We start from the raw sequence: 18869 nt of genomic DNA, 5'->3' as shown, positions 1-18869 counted from the left end.
GGCCGGGAGCGCCGCGATCGGCGCCCATCAATACACGATGGCAAGCCCCGGAAGATCCACCGTGACCCGGGGCTTTTCCAATGCCTGCACGGCATGCCGGGCGAAATCCCCGGCCAGGTCGGCCTGGGACGACAGCGCGCGGTAGCCCAGGGCGTCCGCCACCCCCAGGATCTTGTCCAGCAGCAGTACTTTGCCGCTGACCCGCAAAGGTTCGCATCCCAGGGCTTCCCAGCGCTGTTCGAACCAGTCGCGGGCCGCATGACCCAGCGAGGCATCGATCGGCGCATCGACTGCGACTTCCAGCGAACGATGCGCATCGAAAACAATGATCACGTGACCCTGCATGGCGCGGCTTCCTTACCAGATGGGGGCGGGTCCCCAGGTGACGTCTTCGCCCTTTTCGCGGGACAGTCGCAGCATGGCCAGCAGCGGCCACGCCCGACGGCGCATGCCCACGTGCTGGGCGATGGGGTGTTCAGTGGAATCATCGTGATCGCCGGAATGATCGTCGTGGCTGCTGTCGGTGGCCACCAGCGATTCGATGCCCGCGATGGCCGCATCCAGCTGGTCGCGGGTGATGACCCCCCGCTCAGGCAGATCCGGCGTATCGAATTTCTTGCCCGCTGCCAGCAGAATCGGTTTGGCGTGCTGGGCGAACATCAGGACTTCGGCCGCCGATTTGGACTGGAACAGTATGAGCATGGTGGGTTTTCCGCAATGGACATAAACGTACACTAACCCAAGTTCAGCACCCTGCCAAGTCGGAAAATATCCGACATTGACAGGAGCCGAGCCATGCCCGAAACCCCCGGCCGACGCCGCTTTCCCCGCATCAGGCCGCCGCTGGCGGCCTTGGGATTCCATCTGTTGGCGGCCCTGGCCTTGCCAGGCCCCGGCCCGGCGCACGCCGCCCCCGCCCTGACCTGTCCGGCGCCGCCGGATCCCGGCAAGCTGCCGCCCTGCGGCGCCGGGTCGTCCCTGGGGCCCGCTCGCGACGCGGACCTGGATACCGGCATCAGCAACCCCATCCATCGGATCACCGGCGAAAAATTCCTGCGGGACATCGACCTGCCCGCTCCGCCGGACGGCAGCCGCCCGGGCTTCGCCCGCCTGTACCGATCCGGCTTTCGCCAGGCCGGCGCCCTGGGCGCGGGCTGGACCAGCGATTACGAAGTCGCCCTGACACGCGCGCCGCAGGGCTGGCAACTGCGGCTGGCCGACGGCCGGGTCACGCGCTACGACGCCCAAGGCCGCGCCCTGCATCCCGGCAATGGACGCATCCTGGCGGCCCCCGCCGCGGATCCCTCGCCCCGCCCTGCGCTTTCCGACGAAGCGCCGGCCGTCTGGCTGCCCACCGAAGGCCAGCCGGCCCCCGGCCGCCGGGCGGCGTGGCTCTGGACGGATTCCAGCGGGCAGCGGCTGGATTTCGACTCCCAGGGTCGCCTGCTGGCCATTCTCAGGCCCGGGCAGCCGGCCACCCGGATCGATTACCATGCCGATGGCCCGTTCCAGGGCCTCATCGCCCGCATCCGGACAGGCGCGCAGCAGCTGACGCCGCGCTACGGCCTCCAAGGGAACCATCCGCTGCTGCAGTCCCTGGAAACCCCGCTGGGCGCCTTCACCTATGAATACGACCTCCCGGCATCCGCTCCCGGCCACCCCGCCGCGCCGCGCCTGATCCGCGTCCGGCGCCCGGACGGCATGCAGCGCCGCTACCACTATGAAACACACCGCCAGGCGGGCCGCCCGACCGCCATCACCGGCGTCACGCTGCAAGACCGCGCCGGGCGCGCGCAGCGGATGCGCAGCTGGGCCTACGACGCCGACGGAAGGGTCATCCAGGCCATCCCCGGCCCGCCGGAACAAACCGACGGCCGGCTGGACCTGCGCTATCCCGTGGAGGCGCCCGGCGCCGTGGGACGGGATGCCCGAGGGCGTCTGACGGCCATCGGCGGACTGCGGATCGAGCGCGCTGCGGACGGCCGCCTGCGCCGCCTGAAGCAGCCGCAAGGCGGCTGGCCCGGCCTGGTCATGGACTACGACGCCCAGGGGCGCCGCAGCGCCTGGACCAGCACCCTGACGGGGCGGACGCGGCTGCGCTACGACGCCCGGGGCCGGCTGCTGGCGCTGGCACACGCCAACGGCGACCGCCTGGAGCTGCAGCGGGACGCGACCGGCCGGCCCCGCCGCCTGCTATACACGGGGGACGGCAAGAACGGGGTGGCGGTCGCGCTGGACTGGCACGGCCGGCATCTGCGGCGCCTGGACCACCCGGCGGAAACCGAGACCCTGGAGACCGGCCCGGACGGCCGGCTGCGCGCCCGATCCATCCGCCGCCCGCATCCGTCCGGCCCGCTGACGTACCGGGAAACCTTCGCCTACGACGGCGCGGGCCGCCTGCTGCGCCACGGCCTGCCCGAAGGCGGCGCCCTGCACACCGCCTGGACCCCAGACGGCCGCCTGGACAGCCTGATCTGGGAAGCGGCCGACGGATCCCGGCATCCCGTGATCGCCACCGTCGCCGGTCTGGCCGGCTACCGCTATGGCAACGGCCTGCAGCTGCAAAGCGGCACGGACGAGCAAGGACGCGCGGATCGCCTGACGGTCACCGACGGTCCGCGCATCCTATGGGCGGAACACCGCCGACACGATCCCGACGGCCTGGTTCTGCGGCACACCGTGCTAGCCTCGGACCGCCTGACGCAGCGCCGCTATGCCTATGATGAACAGCAGCGCATAATCGGCATCCAGGCAAGCGGCAGCGGTATCAGCGACACCGAAGACGCCGGACACCGGCGCTGGCTGGCCTGGACCCCGGATGGCACGCTGGCCGGACGCAGCCCGAGGCGCCCGGCCTCCCAGGCATTCCACGAGCCGACGTCATCGCGGCCCTCGATCCCGCCGATCCGCCGCGATGCCGCAGGCCTGCCGCAGCGGGTCGGCGACCGCGCCCTGCGCTATCAGGCGCAGCAGCGCCTGGCCGAGGTGCGCCAGGGCGGCCGGACGCTGGCCCGCTATACCTACAATGCCCGGGGCCAGCAGATCCGCCAGCAGTCGGACCACCGGACCATCGAGCGCTACTACCTGGACAACCGGCTGGCGGCCCGCTGGGTCCGGCCCGCCGCGCCGGACGGGGCCGCGGCGCCGCGCTTCGGCGTCAGCGAACGCTATCTGTACGCGCAGGACGTCCCCGTGGGACTGCTGCGCACCGACGAACGGGACGACACGCGCCTGTTCTTCATCCACGCCGACCTGCTGGGCGCCCCCGTCATGATGACCGACGAGACGCGCGCCGTCCGGTGGCTGGCCGGCTACGACACGCTGGGCAGGACTGCCCGGCTGGCAGGGGACCTGGACCTGCCGCTGCGCCGCCCCGGACAGGATGAAGATCCCGTCACCGGCTGGCACGACAACGTCTTTCGCACCTATCTCCCGGAACGCGGCCACTATCTGGAACCCGATCCCCTGGGCCCGGTCCCTGGCCAGCAGGCCCTGGGCTACGCCGCCCAGCAGCCGATGCGCCATGCCGACCCGCTGGGCCTGATCCTGCTGGCATTCGACGGCACCCGCTATGGCCGCGCCAATCAGAGCAACGTCTGGAAGCTGGCCCAGGTCTACGACGACGGGCCAGCCTACTACCACGCCGGCCCCGGCAACAACCTGTACGCGGACTGGGACGCCGTGACCGCCGCCGGCAGCGGCCAGATCCTGCGCAATCAATGGCAGTCGCTGATGAACGCCCTGCAGCGGGCGCAAGGGGCCGCCGCCCCGGTGCCCATCGACATCCTGGGGTATTCGCGCGGCGCGGCCCTGGCCCGCGACTTCGCCAACCGCATCGCCCGCCAGACGCGCAACGGCTGGTTCTCCTACGACGACCCCCTGCGCGGCGCGATCGGCCTGTGCGTGGACCTGCGCTTCCTGGGCCTGTTCGATACTGTGGCCCAGTTCGGCCTGCTGGGGGCGGCCAACGCGGGCTTCGATCTGTCCATCGCCGGGGCCTGGAACTGGGTGGCGCACGCGGTGGCGCTGCACGAACTGCGCAGCCTCTTCCCCCTGGTGTCGGCCAGCGCGGGCGCGCCCGCCAACACCGTGGAAGCCCCCTTCATCGGCGCCCATGCCGACATCGGCGGCGGGCTGCTGCTGGACGAGCAGGGCCGGCCGCGGGCGGACGGCGACCTGTCGGACGTGGCGCTGAACTGGATGCGCTGGCAGGCGCTGGCGGCCCTGGTCCCCCTGAAGGCACTGGCCGCCGAGGATCAACAGGTATCGCGCGCCCGGCTGCACGACGAACGCAATCCCGCCCAGCGCCTGCTGGCCGGAGACCGCGAACTGCAGGACACCGGCACCCGGTCGCTGGGCCCGCAAGGGGACGACGCCCGGCTGGGCGCCGCCCAGCGCCGGATCTTCGAAACCTTCATCCAGCGCATCAGCCATTGGGAACTGAACGCCGGCAACGTCGTGGGCCAGGTGGACATGCAAGGCTACGGGGCCTGGCTGGAGTCGCAGCTGGGCCTGCCGGGCATGCGCTGATAAATCGGGCTATCATTTCGGGATATCTCTGGCGGCAGGGCACGCTCATCATGCCGAATGCCGCCATCACCGCTCATCATTCCGTCATGCTGCCACAGCACACCACCCAGCTCATTTCCCTCCTGCGCGACGCCCTGGACGCCCTGATCCCCGGCCACGCGCTGGACATCACCCTGGAACGCCCCAAGGTCGCCGCACACGGCGACGTGGCCTGCAACATCGCCATGCAGGCCGCCCGCAGCGCCCGCCGCAATCCGCGCGAACTGGCTCAGGCCATCGTCGACGCCGTCCTGGCCCGACCGGCCGCCGCCGAACTCATCGCGCAGGCCGAGGTCGCCGGCCCCGGCTTCATCAATTTCCGCCTGTCGGCGGCCGCCCACCAGGCCGTGCTGGGCGTCATCCAGGAACAGGGAACCCTCTACGGTCACCGCCCCGCGCATGACGAACGCATTCTGGTGGAATTCGTGTCCGCCAACCCGACCGGGCCGCTGCACGTGGGCCATGCCCGCCAGGCGGCCCTGGGGGATTCGATCTGCCGCCTGTTCGCCACCCAGGGCGCGCAGGTCACGCGCGAGTTCTACTACAACGACGCGGGCAACCAGATCCACAACCTGGCCATCAGCGTGCAGGCTCGCGCCCGCGGCATCGAACCCGACAGCCCGGACTTCCCCGCGGACGGCTACAAGGGCGAATACATCCTGGACATCGCCCGCGACTACCGGGCCCGCGCCACCGTGCAGGCCAGCGACGGCGACCCCATTCAGGCCAGCGGCGATCTGGACGACCTGGACGCGATCCGCCGCTTCGCGGTGGCCTATCTGCGCCGCGAACAGGATCTGGATCTGCAGGCGTTCGATCTGCGCTTCGACAACTATTACCTGGAAAGCTCGCTGTACACCAGCGGCCGGGTGGACCGCGCCGTACAGGCCCTGATCGACGCCGGCCACACCTACGAACAGGACGGCGCCCTGTGGCTGCGCACCACCGAACTGGGCACGGGCGACGACAAGGACCGCGTGATGCGCAAGTCCGAAGGCGGCTACACCTATTTCGTGCCCGACGTCGCCTATCACGTCGCCAAGTGGGAACGCGGCTTCCACCACGCCATCAACATCCAGGGCACCGACCACCACGGCACGATCGCGCGGGTGCGCGCCGGCCTGCAGGGGCTGGGCCTGGGCATTCCGGCCGATTATCCGGCCTACGTGCTGCACAAGATGGTGCGCGTCATGCGCGACGGCGCCGAAGTCAAGATTTCCAAGCGCGCCGGCAGCTACGTCACCCTGCGCGATCTGATCGACTGGGTGGGGCGCGACGCGGTGCGCTTTTTCCTGGCGCAGCGCCGGGCGGATTCGGAATTCGTCTTCGACATCGACCTGGCCCTGTCGCACAGCGAAGAAAACCCCGTCTACTACATCCAGTACGCGCACGCCCGCATCCATTCGCTGCTGCGCCAGCACGACACGGCGCAGCAGGCCCAGTCCGCCGATCCGTCCCTGCTGACGGCGCCCACCGAAATCACCCTGCTGCAGCGCCTGGCGGAATACCCCAACGTGCTGACGCAGGCCGCCCACGAACTGGCCCCTCACCAGCTGGCATTCTGGCTGCGGGACTGCGCCGCCGATTTCCACGCCTGGTACAACGCCGAACGCATTCTGGTGGATGATCCCGCATTGGGAGCCGCCCGCCTGCGCCTGGCGCGGGCCACGGCCCAGGTCATCGCCAACGGCCTGGGTTTGCTGGGGGTGTCCGCCCCCGAACGGATGTAAAGCATGGCCACTCGCAAGAAAAAAGCCTCGGGCGGCGCCTGGTTCGGCCTGGTCCTGGGCATGGTGCTGGGCGTGGCCGCCGCCGTGGCGGTGGCGCTGTTCGTCACCAAGGCGCCGATGCCCTTCAAGGACAAGGCCAGCCGCGACGCCCCGACCACGCTGCTGCCCGACGTCCAGAACGCGCCGGATCCGAACATCGCCCTGTACGGCAAGGACGGCCCGGCGGGCACCCGCACGCCGGCGCAGGGCGGCGGTTCCATCAATCCGCCGGGCGCCGCGCCCGAACCCGGTCAGCCGGAAAACCCGCTGTCCGACGCGATCGGCCAGATCATCGCCGGCCTGGATCAGCCGGGCGCTAAATCACCGGCACCCGCGCCCAAGGCGCCCGATGCGGCCGCCGTCGCCAAGCCCTCGGGCCCGACCGCCAGTCTGCCGTTCCCGCCGCCGGCGCCGCCGTCCAACAAACCGGCCGCCAATACGCAAACGACGTACTTCCTGCAGACCGGCGCTTTCCGCTCCAAATCGGAAGCCCAGGCGATGCTGGCCCGCGTGGTGCTGCTGGGGCTGCCGGTGCGCATCGAGGCCGGGGAATCGAACGGCTCGGCGATCAACCGGGTCCGGGTAGGCCCCTTCAAGGGGATCGACGAGATGAACAAGGCGCGCAGCAAGCTGGGCGACGAGAAAATCGAATCTTCCGTCGTCCGCCCCTGAACCCCGGCCGGCCAGAGACCATATTCACACAGCAGGGAACCGGATCTGGTTATAGTGATCCAACAGATCACCGTCCCTGTGGATTTTTTGGAGTTTCACGATCATGACAGCCCTGTTTTCCCGCTTCGCTTCCGGCGTACTGCTGGGTTTGGCCGCACTGGCCCTGTCTCCGGCGCACGCCGCCCAGTTCGACACGCTGGATCCGGTCCAGCCTTCGGACACGCCGGGCAAGGTCGAAGTCCTGGAATTCTTCGCCTACACGTGCCCGCACTGCGCGAAAATCGAGCCGATGGTGGTGAAATGGCGCAAGACGCTGCCGGACACGGTGGTGTTCAAGGGCGTGCCGGTGGCGTTCAACGCCAGCATGAAGGATCTGCAGAAGCTGTACTACGCGCTGGAAGCGGTCGGCCGGCTGGATCTGCACGACGCGGTGTTCAAGGCGATCCACGAGGACAACAAGCAGCTGTTCAAGGCGGACGAGATCATCGACTGGGTGGCCGCCCAGGGGGTGGACCGCAAGGCCTTCACGGACGCGTTCAATTCGTTCGGGGTGCAGACGAAGGTCACGCGGGCGGACGAGCTGGCGAAGGCCTACAAGATCGACGGCACGCCGTCGTTCGCGATCGGCGGCAAGTACGTGACCTCGCCGTCGCACACGGGCAGCTACCAGGGCGCGATCGATGAGACCGATAAGCTGGTGAAGCAGGTGCTGGCTGGGAAGTAAGCAGCGTCTTTCTTGCGCGGGCAGCCGACACGCCACGCCCGTGCAAGAGAACACCCCCCGCCAAAAACAATTACCCCGCCGCAGCAAACGCCTGCGCCAGGTCTTCGATCAGGTCGGCCGGGTCTTCCAGCCCGATGTGCAGGCGCAGGACCGTGCCGGCCTTCATGCGGTCGTCGGCGGTCGACGCCCAATAGCCGTGGGACGCCAGGGCCGACGGTTCCACCTGCGTCACCAGGCTTTCGTAGCCGCCCCAGGAATAACCGATGCCGAACAGGCGCAAAGCGTCGATCACGCGGCGCGCCTGCGGTTCGGTGAAATCGACCGCCACGGCCAGCAGGCCGTTGGAACCGGTGGCGTCGCGCCGCCACAGCGCGTGGCCGGGGTCTTGCGGCCATGCCGGAAAGAAGATGCGGGACACCTGCGGCTGGTCGGCCAGCCACTGGCAGACGGCCAGGGCGTTTTCGCCGCAACCGCGCATGCGCAGGCCCAGGGTGCGGGCGCCGCGCAGGGCCAGCCAGGCGTCGTCGGCGCTGACGGTATTGCCCAGGGCATAGTGGGTTTCATGCAGCCGGGCGATCCGCGCGGGATCGCGGGCCACGGCCGCGCCCAGCATCAGGTCGGAATGGCCGCCGATGTATTTGGTGGCCGCGATCACGGAGACGTCGGCGCCCAGGGCCAGCGGGCGATAGATGTAGCCCGACCCCCAGGTGTTGTCGGCCACGACCGTCAGGCCGAGATCGTGCGCCCAGCGCGACAGGGCGGGCAGGTCCAGCATTTCCATCAGCAGGGATCCCGGGGATTCCAGATACAGCACCCGGGTTTCGGGCCGCAGCGCGGCCTGCAGGCTGTCCAGGTCGGCGCGCACGAAGTCCATGGCGATGCCCATGCGCGACAGGATGGTCTTGTGCAGGTAGCGCACCGGGCCGTAGACGCAATCCACGACCAGGGCATGGTCGCCCTGGCTGAGGCAGGCCATCAGGGCCATGCTGATGGCCGCCATGCCCGACGGCGCCAGGAAGGCCCGCTGGCCGTCTTCCAGGCGGCACAACAGGGTTTCCAGGGCCTCGTGGGTCTGCAGGCCGACGCGGCCGTAGGTGGGGACGCGTTCGCCGCGCTGTTTCGCGGCCTGGGCGCGGTCCAGCACGTCCATGGACGCGAAGCGCACGGTGCTGGTGCGCATCGACGGCAGGGCGACCGGTCCGGAACCCGTCACGGGGTCCAGCGGCGCCTGGCCGATATGCTGCAGCAAAGTGTCGATGCGGTCGTCGGCACGGCCAGTCGCGTCGCGAGTCATGGTGATCAGGATCCTGTATTCGTCAGTCGGCATGGGCGCGCCCCGCAAGCGGGGCGGACCCGGTCACGCCTGCCGGAAGCGGTAGATGCCGTCGGCATCCGCCGTGCGCGTCAGGGCGCCCTGGAAGTATAGGGCGTGCAGGTGGGCGATGGATTCGCCCATGGCGAAGCTGAGCTGGTGCAGGTCCAGCTTGCGATGGAACAGCACGGGCAGCAGGTCATAGGCGCTCTGGGGACGGACGCAGGCGGCCAGGACTTCCGCCAGGCGTTCCGCATGGTGGGCCTGCTGCTGGGCGATCCGCCGGTGCAGGCCCCGGAAGGGGCGTCCGTGCGAAGGCAGCACCAGGGCATCGGCCGGCAGGCCGTCGTAGGCCTTCAGGGAGTCCAGATAGAGCGGCAGGGGATTGGCCTCGGGTTCCAGGTCGAACACGCTGACGTTGGTGGAAATGCGCGGCAGCACCATGTCGCCGGAAATCAGCACGCCCAGGGTCGGGCACCAGAGCGACACGTGTTCCGGCGCGTGGCCGTAGCCGACGATCACCCGCCAGGGGCGTCCGCCGATCTGCACGTCCTGCCCATGCATCAGGCGATGGAAGCGCCGGGGCACGTCGGGCACCAGTCGGGTGTAATAGTCATGGCGCTGGCGGATCATGTCCTGGGCTTCGGGATCCACCAGGCCGTGGCGGGCGAAATGGCGCGCCGCGCCTTCACCGCCCGGGCCGCTGCCTTCCTGGGTGGAATCGACCACCGAAGAACCGGCCCACTGCCGCGCCACCGCATAATCGGTCATGGACATCCACAGCGGCGCCTGCCAGCGCTGGCACAGCCAGTGCGCCAGCCCGACGTGATCGGGGTGCATGTGGGTGACGATCACGCGCAGCACGGGCAGGCCGTCCAGAGACTGGGCGAAGACGGCCTCCCAGGTGTCGCGGACTTCGCCGCGGTCGATGCCGCAATCCACGACGGTCCAGCCATCGCGGCCGTCGATGCGATCGCGCAGCAGCCACAGATTGATGTGGTCCAGCGCGAAGGGCAGCGGCATGCGGATCCAGCGCACGCCATCGGCCACCGCCAGAGCATGGCCGGCCTCGGGCAGCGTCTGGTCCCAGGGGTATTGCAGTTCCTGTTCCTGCGGGTTCATGCGCGTCTCCTTGATCGTTCCCCGTATTATGGCAGAGTCTCTACTTTACGTTAACGTAAACTGCTAGCATAATGAGGCCTCGTCCCGACCACCGCATGGACCCATGAGCCAAGCCACCTGGACCATCTCCGAGCTTGCCCGAGAATTCGGCGTCACGCCGCGCACGATCCGCTTCTACGAGGACCAGGGCATCGTCAGCCCGGCCCGATCGGGGCGCAACCGCGTCTACGCGCCGCGCGACCGCACCCGCCTGAAACTGGCGCTGCGCGGACGCCGCCTGGGGCTGCAGTTGGCGGAGATCGTCAGCCTCATCAATCTGTACGACCGCAGCCACGCCAGCAGCACGGCGCAATTGCGGCACTACGCCGACGTGCTGGACGCCCACCGCAAGAAACTGGAACAGCAGCGGCGAGACCTGGATGAAACCCTGAAGGAACTGCGCCGCCAGCAGGCCGACTGCGCCGCCCTGCTGCGCAGCCGCCTGGACGCGGCGCACGCCACGGCCGACGCCGACCTTCACTCGATTGCCAACAAATAAGGCGAGCCCGCCACCCCAAGGAGACTTCCCATGGATCTACCCGGCCTGAATTTCGAACTCGGATCCGATCTGGACATGCTGCGCGACGCCGTGCGCGATTTCGCCCAGTCCGAGATCGCCCCGCGCGCCGCCGCCGCCGACCGCGACGACCAGTTCCCGATGGACCTGTGGCGCAAATTCGGCGACCTGGGCCTGCTGGGCGTGACGGTGTCCGAAACCTACGGCGGGGCCAACCTGGGCTACCTGGCGCACATGATCGCGATGGAGGAAATCTCCCGGGCCAGCGCCTCGATCGCCCTGTCCTACGGGGCGCATTCGAACCTGTGCGTGAACCAGATCCATCGCAACGGGACCGAAGCCCAGAAACGCAAGTACCTGCCCGGCCTGCTGTCGGGGGAACAGATCGGCGCCCTGGCCATGAGCGAACCCGGCGCCGGATCGGACGTGGTCAGCATGCGGCTGCGGGCGGAAAAGCGCGGCGACCGCTATGTGCTGAACGGCACGAAGATGTGGATCACCAACGGGCCGGACGCCGACACGCTGGTGGTCTACGCCAAGACCGATCCCCAGGCCCATCAGCGCGGCATCACCGCCTTCATCGTCGAAAAATCCTTCCCCGGCTTCTCCGTGGCGCAGAAGCTCGACAAGCTGGGCATGCGCGGCTCGCACACCGGCGAACTGGTCTTCCAGGATTGCGAAGTCCCGGCGGAGAACGTGCTGGGCGAGGTCAACGGCGGGGTGCGCGTGCTGATGAGCGGGCTGGACTACGAACGCGCGGTGCTGGCCGGCGGCCCGCTGGGCATCATGCAGGCGGTGATGGACGTGGTCGTGCCCTACGTGCACGAGCGCCAGCAGTTCGGCCAGGCCATCGGCGAATTCCAGCTGATCCAGGGGAAGCTGGCCGACCTGTACACCACGCTGCAGGCCTGCCGCGCGTTCTGCTACACGGTGGGAAAGAACCTGGACCGGCTGGGCGCCCAGCACGCGCGCCAGGTGCGCAAGGACTGCGCCGGCGTCATCCTGTACTGCGCCGAGAAAGCCACCTGGATGGCCGGCGAAGGCATCCAGATCCTGGGGGGCAACGGCTACATCAACGACAACCCCACCGGACGCCTGTGGCGCGACGCCAAGCTGTACGAAATCGGCGCCGGCACCAGCGAGATCCGCCGCATGCTGATCGGCCGCGAACTGTTCAACGAAACCGCCTGACATCATGCGCAGCGACGGCGATCACCAGCACATCGAGCCGGTCACGCCCCGGGGCCAATCCCCGGACGCCGTGGCCCGCATCATCCTGGCGGGGTTCGATCGGCACTATTCGCTGTTCCGCTACAGCGCCCAGCGGGCCAAATCGCTGTTCGAATCCGGCGACTGGCACGGCATCCAGCAGCTGTCGCGCGAACGCATCGAATACTACGACACGCGGGTGCGCGAATGCGCCACCACGCTGGGCCAGGCGCTGCGCGGCACCACGCCGGCGCAGACCGCCCCCGACACCGCCCTGACGCCCGAGCAGCTGGAATTCTGGCAGGCCGCCAAGGCCTGCTACATCGGACTGCTGTCCAGCCACCTGCAGCCCGAATGCGCGGAAACGTTCTTCAATTCGGTGTCCTGCCGCATCCTGCACCGCAATTACTTCAACAACGACTTCCTGTTCGTGCGCCCGGCCGTGGCGACCGAATACATCGACGGCGCCCTGTCCACCTACCGGTCCTACTACCCGCTGACCGAAGGCCTGCTGCCGTGCCTGGTGCGGATGGCGGCCGATTTCGGCCTGGCCGCGCCCTATCAGGACCTGCCGACCGATGCCCGCAAGCTGGCCCGCATGGGCCTGCGCCACCTGCGCCGCACGGTGCCGCGCGGCCTGGGCAAGCGCCTGGCGCCCGACTGCCAGATCCAGGTGCTCAACACCCTGTTCTTCCGCAACAAGGGGGCCTACATCGTCGGGCGCCTGATCAACCAGACGGCCATCCATCCCTTCGCCATCGCCCTGCTGCACACGCCCTCGGGCCACATCCAGCTGGACGCCCTGCTGCACACCAGCGACGACCTAAGCACGCTCTTCAGCTTCACCCGGGCGTACTTCCTGGTGGACATGGAAGCGCCGGCGGCCTACGTGGAATTCCTGTCGACCTTGTTTCCGCGCAAGCCCAAGGCCGAGATCTACACCACCATCGGCCTGCAGAAACAGGGCAAGACCCTGTTCTACCGCGACTTCCTGCATCACCTGGCGCATTCGCGGGACGATTTCGACTACGCCCCGGGGATCCAGGGCATGGTCATGACGGTGTTCAACCAGCCGTCCTACCCCTACGTCTTCAAGCTGATCCGCGACCGCATCGCCAAGGACGGCATGGACGAGGCCACGGTGCGGCGCAAATACCAGATGGTCAAGAAGCACGACCGCGTGGGCCGCATGGCCGACACCTGGGAATATTCCCTGGTGGCCCTGCCGCGCAGCCGGTTCTCACCCCGCCTGCTGGAAGGCCTGCGGGCCGAGGTGCCCAGCCTGATCGAGGAGACCGACGATCTGGTGGTGCTCAAGCACGTCTACATCGAACGGCGCATGACGCCGCTGAACATCTTCCTGGCCGGGGCCTCCGACGCCGCGCTGGAATCGGCCGTGCGCCAGTACGGGCAGGCGATTCGCGAACTGGCGGCCGCCAACATCTTCCCGGGCGACATGCTGTACAAGAACTTCGGCGTCACCCGGCTGGGGCGCGTGGTCTTCTATGACTATGACGAAATACAGCGTATGACGGAAATGCACTTTCGCCGCATCCCGCCCGCCCCCAACGAAGAAGCCGAAATGTCCGGAGAACCCTGGTATCCCGTGGGCTCCAACGATGTTTTCCCGGAAGAATTCGAACGATTTTTGCTGGGCGACCCCCGGGTGCGCGCCGCCTTTCTAAAACACCACGCCGAACTATTGCGGGCAGAATGGTGGCAAGATTGCCGTACGCGCGCCTCCCAGGGACGCATCGAAGACATCTTTCCCTACGACCCTGCCCGGCGCCTGCAGTCTCTGAAACCCGCCGCATCCAACCCGGATCCGGCCCAGCAGCCCTAGGAGTTCACCATGTCCGATTCCATCGTCATCGTCTCTGCAGCCCGCACCCCCATGGGGGGCATGATGGGCAGCCTGTCCGGCCTGTCCGCCCATGAACTGGGCTCCATCGCCATCCGCGCCGCCGTCGAACGCGCCGGCATCGCGGGCGAAGCCGTCCAGGAAGTCATCATGGGCAACGTCCTGCAGGCGGGCCAGGGCCAGGCTCCGGCCCGCCAGGCGGCCCTGGGCGCCGGCCTGCCCAAGAGCGTGGCCTGCAGCACGCTGCACAAGGTCTGCGGCTCGGGCCTGAAGGCCGTCATGCTGGCGCACGACATCATCAAGGCCGAATCGGCCGACGTGGTGGTGGCCGGCGGCCAGGAAAGCATGAGCAACGCCCCCTACCTGCTGCTCAAGGGCCGCCAGGGCTACCGCTACGGCCATTCCACGGTCTATGACCACATGGCCCTGGACGGCCTGGAAGACGCCTACCAGCGCGGCACGGCCATGGGCGTGTTCGCGGAAGATTGCGTCTCGAAATACCACTTCACCCGCGAAGAGCAGGACGCCTTCTCCCTGGAATCCCTGAAACGCGCCCGCCAGGCTTCCGAAGACGGCAGCTTCAAATGGGAGATCGCGCCCGTCACGATCGCCGGCCGCAAGGGCGACACCGTCGTGGACACCGACGAGGCTCCGTTCAAGGCCATGCCGGAAAAGATCCCGACCCTGAAGCCCGCCTTCAAGAAGGACGGCACGGTCACGGCGGCCAATTCCTCGTCCATTTCCGACGGCGCCTCGGCGCTGGTGGTGATGCGCGGCTCCAAGGCCCAGGAACTGGGCGCCAAGCCGCTGGCCCGCATCGTGGCCCACGCCCAGCACTCGCAAGAGCCCCAGTGGTTCACCACCGCTCCGGTCGGCGCCATCCAGAAAGTGCTGGCCAAGGCCGGCTGGAAGGCCGAGGACGTCGATCTGTACGAGATCAACGAGGCCTTCGCCGTCGTCACCATGGCCGCCATGAAGGAACTGAACCTGCCGCATGACCGGGTCAACGTCCACGGCGGCGCCACGGCCCTGGGCCACCCCATCGGCGCATCCGGCGCCCGCCTGCTGACCACGCTGATCGGCGCCCTGCGCAAGACCGGCGGCAAGCGCGGCGTCGCGTCCCTGTGCATCGGCGGCGGCGAAGCCGTGGCCCTGGCCATCGAGATGCTGTAAGCATTCCCCCTCGCGGGCCGGCCGCCATCCGCCGCCGGTCCGCCCGCGGCGCCGCGCCGGCCATCCCGCCGCGGCGCCCGCGACCCGATTTCTATCCCCAGGAAACGTCATGCCGGTCATCGAATCCCGCATCAACCCGCGATCACAGGAATTCCAGGACAACGCCCGCGCCATGCGCGCCCTGGTCGACGACCTGCGCCAGCAGATCGCCCGCACCGGGCAAGGCGGCAGCGAATCGGCCCGCGCCCGGCATCTGGCGCGCGGCAAGCTGCTGCCGCGCGAACGGGTCGAGCGCCTGCTGGACCCCGGCACGCCTTTCCTGGAACTGTCCCCCCTGGCCGCCCATGACGTCTACGACAACGCCTCCCCGGGGGCCGGCCTGATCACCGGCATCGGCCGCGTGGGCGGCACCGAATGCGTCATCGTCTGCAACGACGCCACGGTCAAGGGCGGCACCTACTACCCCCTGACCGTCAAGAAACACCTGCGCGCGCAGGAAATCGCCCAGCAGAACCACCTGCCCTGCATCTACCTGGTGGACTCGGGCGGCGCCAATCTGCCCAATCAGGACGAAGTCTTCCCGGACCGCGACCATTTCGGGCGCATCTTCTACAACCAGGCCGTCATGTCGTCCATGGGCATCGCCCAGCTGGCCGTGGTGATGGGGTCCTGCACGGCGGGCGGCGCCTACGTGCCGGCCATGAGCGACGAATCCATCATCGTGCGCAACCAGGGCACGATCTTCCTGGGCGGCCCGCCCCTGGTCAAGGCCGCCACCGGGGAAGAGGTCTCGGCCGAGGACCTGGGCGGCGGCGACGTGCACACCCGCCTGTCGGGCGTGGCCGACCACCTGGCGGAAGACGACACCCACGCCCTGCGCCTGGCCCGCGACGCGGTCGCCCGGCTGAACCGCCCCCCCCTGCCCGACAGCGGTCCCTGGGCCGAACCGCTGCACGACCCGGCGGAACTGGACGGCATCATTCCGCAGGACACCCGCAAGCCCTACGACGTGCGCGAAGTCATCGCCCGCATCGTGGACGCGTCCGATTTCGAGGAATTCAAGGCCCGGTTCGGCACCACGCTGGTCACGGGCTTCGCCCGGATCTACGGCATGCCGGTGGGCATCATCGCCAACAACGGCATCCTGTTTTCCGAAGCGGCCCAGAAAGGCACGCACTTCATCGAACTGTGCTGCCAGCGCAACATCCCCCTGGTGTTCCTGCAGAACATCAGCGGCTTCATGGTGGGGCGCAAATACGAGAACGAAGGCATCGCCCGCCACGGCGCCAAGATGGTCACGGCCGTCTCCACCGCCGCCGTGCCGAAGTTCACGGTGCTGATCGGCGGCTCCTTCGGCGCCGGCAACTACGGCATGTGCGGCCGGGCCTTCGGCCCCCGACTGCTGTTCCTGTGGCCCAACGCCCGCATCTCGGTCATGGGCGGCGAACAGGCCGCCAGCGTGCTGGCCACCGTGCGCCGCGACAACATCGAACGCAAGGGCGGACACTGGTCCGCCGAAGAGGAAGCCGCCTTCAAGGCACCCATCCGCGAGCAGTACGAACACGAAGGCCACCCCTACTATTCCACGGCGCGGCTGTGGGACGACGGCATCATCGCCCCGTCCGACACGCGGCGGGTGCTGGGCCTGGGCCTGGCCGCCGCCCGCCACGCCCCGGCCGAAGCCACGCGCTTTGGCGTGTTCAGAATGTAAGGAAGCCGCCATGTTCGATACCATCCTGATTGCCAACCGGGGCGAGATCGCCTGCCGCATCGCCGCCACCGCACGCCGCATGGGCATCCGCACCGTCGCGGTCTATTCCGAAGCCGACGCCCGCGCCCGCCACGTGCAGGCCTGCGACGTCGCCGTGCCGATCGGCGGCCCGGAACCCAAGGCCAGCTACCTGCGGGCCGACGCCATCCTGGACGCGGCCCTGCGCACGGGCGCCCAGGCCATTCATCCGGGCTACGGCTTCCTGTCGGAAAACGCCGAATTCGCCCAGGCCTGCGCCGACGCGGGGCTGGCGTTCATCGGGCCGCCGGCCCGGTCCATCGCCGCCATGGGCAGCAAATCGGCCGCCAAGACCCTGATGGCGGGCGCCGACGTGCCCCTGGTCCCGGGATACTACGGGGACCGACAGGAACCCGATTTCCTGCAGGAACAGGCCCGCGCCATCGGCTACCCGGTCCTGATCAAGGCCAGCGCCGGCGGCGGCGGCAAGGGCATGCGCATCGTCGAATCCGACGGCGAATTCGCCGCCGCGCTGGCGTCCTGCCAGCGCGAGGCCGCCAGCAGCTTCGGCAACCCGCAGGTGCTGGTCGAGCGTTACCTGCAAAAGCCGCGCCACATCGAGATCCAGGTCTTCGCCGACACGCACGGGCAATGCGTCTACCTGTTCGAGCGCGACTGCTCGGTGCAACGGCGCTTCCAGAAGGTCATCGAGGAAGCCCCCGCACCCGGCATGACGCCCGAACGGCGCGCCGCCATGGGCCAGGCCGCCGTGGCCGCCGCCCAGGCCGTGGGCTACGTCGGCGCCGGCACGGTGGAATTCATCGCCGAGCCCGACGGGCGTTTCTACTTCATGGAAATGAACACGCGGCTGCAGGTGGAGCACCCCGTCACGGAAGCCATCACCGGCCAGGATCTGGTCGAATGGCAGCTGCGCGTGGCGGCGGGCGAGCCCCTGCCCCTGTCCCAGGACCAGTTGCGGATACAGGGCCACGCCATCGAGGCCCGCGTCTACGCGGAAAATCCGGACAAGGACTTCCTGCCCAGCATCGGCCGCCTGGACGCGCTGCAATGGCCCGCCCACGTCGGCTTCCAGACGGGACCCGTGCGGGTGGACGGCGGGGTGCGCGAGGGCGACGCCATCACGCCCTACTACGACCCCATGATCGCCAAGCTGATCGTGCACGGCAAGGACCGGGAACAGGCCCGCCGTCGCATGCTGCACGCCCTGGCGGCCGTGCGGGCCACGGGCCTGCACACCAACATCGCCTTCCTGGGCCGGCTGATGGACGACCCTGCCTTCGTGGCGGCGGACCTGGATACGGGGCTGATTCCCCGCGAACACCACCGGCTGTTCCCGGCGGCGGCAGCGACGCCGGACGCCGTCCTGGCCCTGGCGGTCGCCGTCGTGCTGCACCAGGACGGGCTGTCCGGCTCCGACCCCCTGCCCGCCCCGGTCCCGGGCCGGGCGGCGGACGCCCGCGCGGCCGTTCGGCCGTCCAGCCCCTGGCAGCTGGCCGACGGCTGGCGGGTGGGCGACGCCTACGAACGCGCCCTGCCGCTGCAGGACGCCCTGGGCAGCCGCGCGGTGCGGCTGCGACGCCAGGGCGCCGACTGGCAACTGGCCATCGGCAAGGAAGGCGCCTTCCAGCCCTTTCACTGGCAGGCCGACGGCCGCCATCCCTGCCGCCTGCGCATCCGCCTGGGCGACACGGAAACCCGCGCCGAAGCCTATCTGCAGGGTGCCCGGCTGGACATCTTCGCCGACGGCCGGCGCCACACTCTGGACTGGCAGGACCCGATCGCCCTGGCGAGCGGCCAGGCCGACGACGCGGGCGGCGGCCTGACCGCGCCCATGCCCGGCAAGATCCTGTCCGTGGCGGTGGCGACCGGCGATACCGTCAAGCAAGGCCAGCCGCTGGTGGTGATGGAAGCCATGAAGATGGAGCACACCATCGAGGCGCCCCACGACGGCACCGTGCAGGAAGTGTTCTACGCCGTGGGGGACCAGGTCACAGAGGGCGTAACGCTGATCGCGCTGGATGAGTCCGGACATTGAATAGCCCCGGCGGGCTATTCAATGCCTGACGAATCCGAACCGCGTGCAAGCGGTGAGGTGGACAAGCAACGCAGGCCATGGAGTTCTCCCTGCCAAGCCAAGTACACTATCAGGGAA

At 68.9% G+C, this 18869-nt stretch carries 14 protein-coding genes; 10 read left to right on the top strand and 4 right to left on the bottom strand.

Features of this window, described 5'->3' with window-relative positions; genetic code table 11:
* Nucleotides 1-27 precede the first annotated feature (27 nt).
* Both Q0263_RS00470 and Q0263_RS00465 read right to left on the bottom strand, forming a co-directional pair.
* Nucleotides 28-345 (bottom strand): hypothetical protein, encoded by a 318-nt coding sequence (locus Q0263_RS00470; protein ID WP_298012233.1) that lies wholly within the window; start codon nucleotides 343-345, stop codon nucleotides 28-30.
* Nucleotides 346-357: 12 nt separating this feature from the next.
* Entirely contained in the window at nucleotides 358-702 is a 345-nt protein-coding gene (locus Q0263_RS00465) for a DUF1840 domain-containing protein (protein WP_298012231.1), read from the bottom strand.
* 93 nt (nucleotides 703-795) lie between these two features.
* Here Q0263_RS00465 and Q0263_RS00460 point away from each other — a divergent pair, with 93 nt between their 5' ends.
* The 4 genes from Q0263_RS00460 (at nucleotide 796) to Q0263_RS00445 (ending at nucleotide 7734) form a co-directional block, all read left to right on the top strand.
* Nucleotides 796-4530, top strand: coding sequence for a DUF2235 domain-containing protein (locus Q0263_RS00460; RefSeq protein WP_298012229.1), 3735 nt, complete (start codon nucleotides 796-798; stop codon nucleotides 4528-4530).
* A gap of 86 nt (nucleotides 4531-4616) precedes the next feature.
* Complete coding sequence (argS, locus tag Q0263_RS00455) at nucleotides 4617-6299, top strand: arginine--tRNA ligase (RefSeq protein ID WP_298012227.1); 1683 nt, start codon at nucleotides 4617-4619, stop codon at nucleotides 6297-6299.
* Between the two features lie 3 nt (nucleotides 6300-6302).
* Nucleotides 6303-7010 (top strand): SPOR domain-containing protein, encoded by a 708-nt coding sequence (locus tag Q0263_RS00450; RefSeq protein ID WP_298012225.1) that lies wholly within the window; start codon nucleotides 6303-6305, stop codon nucleotides 7008-7010.
* A 103-nt stretch (nucleotides 7011-7113) separates the two neighbouring features.
* Nucleotides 7114-7734 (top strand): thiol:disulfide interchange protein DsbA/DsbL, encoded by a 621-nt coding sequence (locus tag Q0263_RS00445; RefSeq protein ID WP_298012224.1) that lies wholly within the window; start codon nucleotides 7114-7116, stop codon nucleotides 7732-7734.
* A 70-nt stretch (nucleotides 7735-7804) separates the two neighbouring features.
* Here Q0263_RS00445 and Q0263_RS00440 read toward each other — a convergent pair whose 3' ends face one another.
* A complete protein-coding gene (locus tag Q0263_RS00440; protein WP_298012526.1) occupies nucleotides 7805-9028 on the bottom strand; it encodes a PLP-dependent aspartate aminotransferase family protein in 1224 nt (407 codons plus the stop codon).
* A gap of 63 nt (nucleotides 9029-9091) precedes the next feature.
* Entirely contained in the window at nucleotides 9092-10168 is a 1077-nt protein-coding gene (locus tag Q0263_RS00435; RefSeq protein ID WP_298012221.1) for an MBL fold metallo-hydrolase, read from the bottom strand.
* A gap of 103 nt (nucleotides 10169-10271) precedes the next feature.
* Between Q0263_RS00435 and Q0263_RS00430 the strand changes: the two genes are divergently transcribed.
* The 6 genes from Q0263_RS00430 (at nucleotide 10272) to Q0263_RS00405 (ending at nucleotide 18752) form a co-directional block, all read left to right on the top strand.
* Complete coding sequence (locus tag Q0263_RS00430) at nucleotides 10272-10706, top strand: MerR family DNA-binding transcriptional regulator (protein ID WP_298012219.1); 435 nt, start codon at nucleotides 10272-10274, stop codon at nucleotides 10704-10706.
* A gap of 30 nt (nucleotides 10707-10736) precedes the next feature.
* Nucleotides 10737-11915 (top strand): isovaleryl-CoA dehydrogenase, encoded by a 1179-nt coding sequence (locus Q0263_RS00425; RefSeq protein ID WP_298012218.1) that lies wholly within the window; start codon nucleotides 10737-10739, stop codon nucleotides 11913-11915.
* A 4-nt stretch (nucleotides 11916-11919) separates the two neighbouring features.
* The gene (gene aceK / locus Q0263_RS00420; protein WP_298012216.1) at nucleotides 11920-13776 is read left to right on the top strand and encodes a bifunctional isocitrate dehydrogenase kinase/phosphatase; all 1857 of its coding nucleotides are present in this window, start codon (nucleotides 11920-11922) and stop codon (nucleotides 13774-13776) included.
* Nucleotides 13777-13785: 9 nt separating this feature from the next.
* On the top strand, nucleotides 13786-14967 hold the full coding sequence (locus Q0263_RS00415; protein WP_298012215.1) for an acetyl-CoA C-acyltransferase: 1182 nt from the start codon (nucleotides 13786-13788) through the stop codon (nucleotides 14965-14967).
* A gap of 109 nt (nucleotides 14968-15076) precedes the next feature.
* Nucleotides 15077-16678 (top strand): carboxyl transferase domain-containing protein, encoded by a 1602-nt coding sequence (locus Q0263_RS00410; protein ID WP_298012213.1) that lies wholly within the window; start codon nucleotides 15077-15079, stop codon nucleotides 16676-16678.
* A gap of 10 nt (nucleotides 16679-16688) precedes the next feature.
* A complete protein-coding gene (locus Q0263_RS00405) occupies nucleotides 16689-18752 on the top strand; it encodes an acetyl/propionyl/methylcrotonyl-CoA carboxylase subunit alpha (protein ID WP_298012211.1) in 2064 nt (687 codons plus the stop codon).
* Nucleotides 18753-18869: the final 117 nt, after the last annotated feature.

It is taken from the genome of uncultured Castellaniella sp. (assembly GCF_937988725.1).
GTDB lineage: Bacteria > Pseudomonadota > Gammaproteobacteria > Burkholderiales > Burkholderiaceae_B > Castellaniella.
Note: the sequence above shows the minus strand (reverse complement) of the source record. Positions and strands in the feature narration are given on the sequence as shown.